Below are 4743 nucleotides of genomic sequence, written 5' to 3' on the forward strand. Positions count from 1 at the left end.
CTCTCGCTTTGACTACCTGCCAACCGGCAGGTATCGTGAATGACCGTGCCCGCGCCGTCGGGCTTGCTGTGGTGTTCTCCAGCGAGCCGATGTGAGTGCGCGAGCATTCCGGTCCCTGTGTTCCTCGGATGATCCGTGGTTCGGGGCCCGGACCATCGAGCCGGTGGTACGTGGCGATTGCGACGCTCTGCGTCGCAGGTGCCGTTTGCCGTCGGCGCCCACAGCCCGTAGACCACCGCCGGGGTTCGCCCCGGTCCAGCTCGAGAAGACACGGAGACGTAGTGCCTACGATCCAGCAGCTCGTCCGCAAGGGGCGGACCTCGAAGGTCGGGAAGTCCAAGACTCCCGCCCTCAAGGGTTCCCCGCAGCGGCGTGGTGTGTGCACGCGTGTGTACACCACCACCCCCAAGAAGCCGAACTCCGCACTGCGCAAGGTCGCACGCGTGAAGCTGTCCTCGCAGGTCGAGGTCACCGCGTACATCCCCGGTGTCGGACACAACCTCCAGGAGCACTCCATCGTGCTCGTCCGTGGCGGTCGTGTGAAGGACCTCCCCGGTGTCCGCTACAAGATCGTCCGTGGCGCACTCGACACCCAGGGCGTCAAGAACCGCAAGCAGGCTCGCAGCCGCTACGGCGCCAAGAAGGAGAAGAGCTAATGCCTCGTAAGGGCCCCGCCCCGAAGCGCCCGCTCATCGTCGACCCTGTCTACGGTTCCCCGGTCGTCACGCAGCTCATCAACAAGGTCCTCCTGGACGGCAAGAAGTCGACCGCCGAGGCGATCGTCTACGGTGCCCTCGAGGGTGTCCGCGCGAAGACCGACGGCGACCCCGTCGTCGTCCTCAAGCGTGCGCTCGAGAACGTGCGCCCGGCCCTCGAGGTCCGCTCCCGCCGCGTCGGTGGCGCGACCTACCAGGTCCCCGTCGAGGTGCGCCCCGTGCGTTCGACGACGCTCGCGCTGCGCTGGCTCACGGACTACTCGCGCGCCCGTCGCGAGAAGACCATGACCGAGCGCCTCATGAACGAGATCCTCGACGCGAGCAACGGCCTCGGTGCCGCGGTCAAGCGTCGCGAGGACATGCACAAGATGGCCGAGTCCAACAAGGCCTTCGCGCACTACCGCTGGTAGTCCGACCGACCGGCCCTGGGGGTTCACCCCCGGGGCCGTCGGCGGGTCCAGCCGGCCTCTCGGTCGAAGCATCGCCCCCGACTCAACCCACACAAAGGGGAAGTACCCGTGGCACACGACGTGCTGACCGACCTGAACAAGGTCCGCAACATCGGCATCATGGCCCACATCGATGCCGGTAAGACCACGACCACCGAGCGCATCCTGTTCTACACCGGGGTGAACTACAAGATCGGTGAGACGCACGACGGCGCGTCGACGACCGACTGGATGGAGCAGGAGAAGGAGCGCGGCATCACGATCACGTCTGCCGCCGTGACCTGCTTCTGGAACAAGAACCAGATCAACATCATCGACACCCCGGGCCACGTGGACTTCACGGTCGAGGTCGAGCGCTCCCTGCGCGTGCTCGACGGCGCTGTTGCTGTCTTCGACGGCAAGGAGGGCGTCGAGCCCCAGTCCGAGACCGTCTGGCGCCAGGCCGACAAGTACAACGTCCCGCGCATCTGCTTCGTCAACAAGATGGACAAGCTCGGCGCGGACTTCTACTTCACGGTCGACACCATCGTGAACCGCCTCAAGGCCAAGCCGCTGGTCATCCAGCTGCCGATCGGCTCGGAGAGCGACTTCACGGGCGTCGTCGACCTGCTCGAGATGCGCGCGCTCGTCTGGCGCGGCGAGACCAAGATGGGCGAGGCCTACGAGATCGAGGAGATCCCCGCGGACCTCCTCGAGAAGGCCAAGACCTACCGTGCCGAGCTCGTCGAGAACGTCGCCGAGGCCGACGAGGAGCTTCTCGAGAAGTACCTCAACGGTGAGGAGCTGACGGTCCCGGAGATCAAGTCCGCGATCCGCAAGCTCACCGTCTCGGGCGAGGCCTTCCCCGTCCTGTGCGGCTCCGCGTTCAAGAACAAGGGCGTCCAGCCCATGCTCGACGCGGTCATCGACTACCTCCCCTCGCCCCTCGACGTCCCGGCCATCAACGGCCACGACGTCAAGGACGAGGAGAAGGTCGTCGAGCGCCACCCCGACGCCACGGAGCCCTTCGCGGCTCTGGCGTTCAAGGTCGCCTCGCACCCGTTCTTCGGCAAGCTGACGTACGTCCGCGTCTACTCCGGCCAGGTCACGCCGGGCACCCAGGTGCTCAACGCGACCAAGGGCAAGAAGGAGCGTCTGGGCAAGATCTTCCAGATGCACTCCAACAAGGAGAACGCGGTCGAGCTCGGCAGCGCCGGCCACATCTACGCGTTCATCGGCCTCAAGGACACGACGACCGGTGACACCCTGTGTGACATCGCGAACCCCGTCGTCCTCGAGTCGATGACCTTCCCGGAGCCCGTCATCGACGTGGCGATCGAGCCCAAGACGAAGGCCGACCAGGAGAAGCTCTCGGTCGCCATCCAGAAGCTCGCCGAGGAGGACCCGACCTTCCGCGTCAAGCTCGACGAGGAGACCGGCCAGACCGTCATCGGCGGCATGGGCGAGCTCCACCTCGACATCCTCGTCGACCGCATGCGTCGTGAGTTCAACGTCGAGGCGAACGTCGGCAAGCCGCAGGTCGCGTACCGCGAGACCATCCGCCGCGCGGCGGAGAAGATCGACTACACGCACAAGAAGCAGACCGGTGGTTCGGGTCAGTTCGCCAAGGTGCAGGTCACCTTCGAGCCTCTCGACCTGACCGACGGCGGCGAGCTCTACGAGTTCAAGAACGCCGTCACCGGTGGTCGCATCCCGCGTGAGTACATCCCGTCGGTCGACGCCGGTATCCAGGCCGCCCTCCAGCTGGGTGTCCTCGCCGGCTTCCCGCTCGTGGGCGTGAAGGCTACGCTCATCGACGGCGCGTACCATGATGTCGACTCCTCGGAGATGGCATTCAAGATTGCCGGCTCGATGGTCCTCAAGGAGGGCGTCAAGCGGGCGGACCCGGTTCTGCTGGAGCCGGTCATGGCGGTCGAGGTGCGTACGCCCGAGGAGTACATGGGCGACGTGATCGGTGACCTCAACTCTCGTCGCGGCATGATCCAGTCCATGGAGGACGCGACGGGTGTCAAGGTCATCCGTGCTCAAGTACCGTTGTCCGAGATGTTCGGGTACATCGGCGACCTGCGGTCCAAGACCCAGGGTCGTGCTGTGTACTCGATGTCATTCGACAGCTATGCCGAGGTCCCTCGGAACGTTGCCGAAGAGATCATCAAGAAGACCCGGGGCGAGTGAGTCCCCACAGGTCGAAGACCCTGTAACAACCATCAACCTGTAGCGACCCGCACGCCCCGCAGATGTCTTGTGCATCTGCATCGTTCGGCACAACTACCCAAGTCCCAGGAGGACCCCAGTGGCGAAGGCCAAGTTCGAGCGGACCAAGCCGCACGTCAATGTCGGCACCATCGGTCACGTCGACCACGGTAAGACGACCCTGACGGCAGCGATCTCCAAGGTGCTGCACGACAAGTACCCGGACGTGAACCCCGAGTTCAAGTTCGACGAGATCGACAAGGCTCCGGAAGAGAAGCAGCGCGGTATCACGATCAACATCGCGCACATCGAGTACGAGACGGAGAAGCGTCACTACGCTCACGTCGACGCTCCCGGGCACGCCGACTACATCAAGAACATGATCACCGGTGCCGCTCAGATGGACGGCGCGATCCTCGTGGTCGCGGCGACCGACGGCCCCATGGCTCAGACGCGTGAGCACGTGCTGCTCGCCCGCCAGGTGGGTGTCCCCTACCTGCTGGTCGCGCTGAACAAGTCCGACATGGTCGAGGACGAGGAAATCCTCGAGCTCGTCGAGATGGAGGTGCGTGAGCTCCTCTCGTCGCAGGGCTTCGACGGCGACGAGGCCCCCGTGGTCCGCGTCTCCGGTCTGAAGGCTCTCGAGGGCGACCCCGAGTGGGTCAAGTCCGTCGAGGCGCTCATGGAGGCCGTGGACGAGAACGTCCCCGAGCCCGTCCGTGAGCTCGACAAGCCCTTCCTCATGCCTGTCGAGGACGTCTTCACGATCACCGGTCGTGGCACCGTCGTCACCGGCAAGGTCGAGCGCGGTACCCTCGCGGTCAACTCCGAGGTCGAGATCGTCGGCATCCGCAACCCGCAGAAGACCACGGTCACGGGTATCGAGACGTTCCACAAGCAGATGGACGAGGCTCAGGCCGGCGACAACACCGGTCTGCTGCTCCGCGGCATCAAGCGCGAGGACGTCGAGCGCGGCCAGGTCGTCGTCAAGCCGGGTTCGATCACCCCGCACACCGACTTCGAGGCTCAGGTCTACATCCTGGGCAAGGACGAGGGTGGGCGTCACAACCCGTTCTACTCGAACTACCGCCCGCAGTTCTACTTCCGCACCACGGACGTCACCGGCGTCATCACGCTGCCCGAGGGCACCGAGATGGTCATGCCTGGTGACAACACCGAGATGACGGTCGCGCTGATCCAGCCGATCGCCATGGAGGAGGGCCTCGGCTTCGCCATCCGTGAGGGCGGCCGTACGGTCGGTTCGGGCCGTGTCACGAAGATCATCAAGTGATCTTCTGACCACCTGATCCACTCCGGCCGCTCCTGAGCCCTCGCGCTCAGGGCAGCCGGGAAGGATTGAACGAAGGGCCCGGGTACCGCAAGGT

At 65.1% G+C, this 4743-nt stretch carries 4 protein-coding genes; all 4 read left to right on the top strand.

Going from position 1 to position 4743, the window contains the following annotated elements:
• The first annotated feature begins 281 nt into the window (after positions 1–281).
• The 4 genes from rpsL to tuf all read left to right on the top strand — a co-directional run bounded on the left by rpsL (position 282) and on the right by tuf (position 4649).
• Positions 282–656 carry a 30S ribosomal protein S12 gene (gene rpsL, locus ACFWFR_RS17480; protein WP_021479869.1) on the top strand — a complete coding sequence of 125 codons (375 nt, stop codon included), beginning with the start codon at positions 282–284 and terminating at the stop codon, positions 654–656.
• The gene (rpsG, locus tag ACFWFR_RS17485) at positions 656–1126 is read left to right on the top strand and encodes a 30S ribosomal protein S7 (RefSeq protein WP_191801416.1); all 471 of its coding nucleotides are present in this window, start codon (positions 656–658) and stop codon (positions 1124–1126) included. Before rpsL ends, rpsG begins: the two co-directional genes overlap by 1 nt.
• Before the next feature lie 108 nt (positions 1127–1234).
• A complete protein-coding gene (gene fusA, locus ACFWFR_RS17490) occupies positions 1235–3340 on the top strand; it encodes an elongation factor G (protein ID WP_191801413.1) in 2106 nt (701 codons plus the stop codon).
• Between the two features lie 118 nt (positions 3341–3458).
• Positions 3459–4649: an elongation factor Tu gene (tuf, locus tag ACFWFR_RS17495; RefSeq protein ID WP_056653755.1), complete on the top strand. Its 1191-nt coding sequence runs from the start codon at positions 3459–3461 to the stop codon at positions 4647–4649.
• The last annotated feature ends 94 nt before the right edge of the window (positions 4650–4743 follow it).

It is taken from the genome of Oerskovia sp. NPDC060287, assembly GCF_042726775.1.
GTDB classification, from domain to species: Bacteria; Actinomycetota; Actinomycetes; order Actinomycetales; family Cellulomonadaceae; genus Oerskovia; species Oerskovia merdavium.

Bases quoted from the DNA above. Each gene is read 5' to 3' on its own strand.
- rpsG (WP_191801416.1), top strand. From the start codon at position 656: ATGCCTCGTAAGGGCCCCGCCCCGAAGCGCCCGCTCATCGTCGACCCT.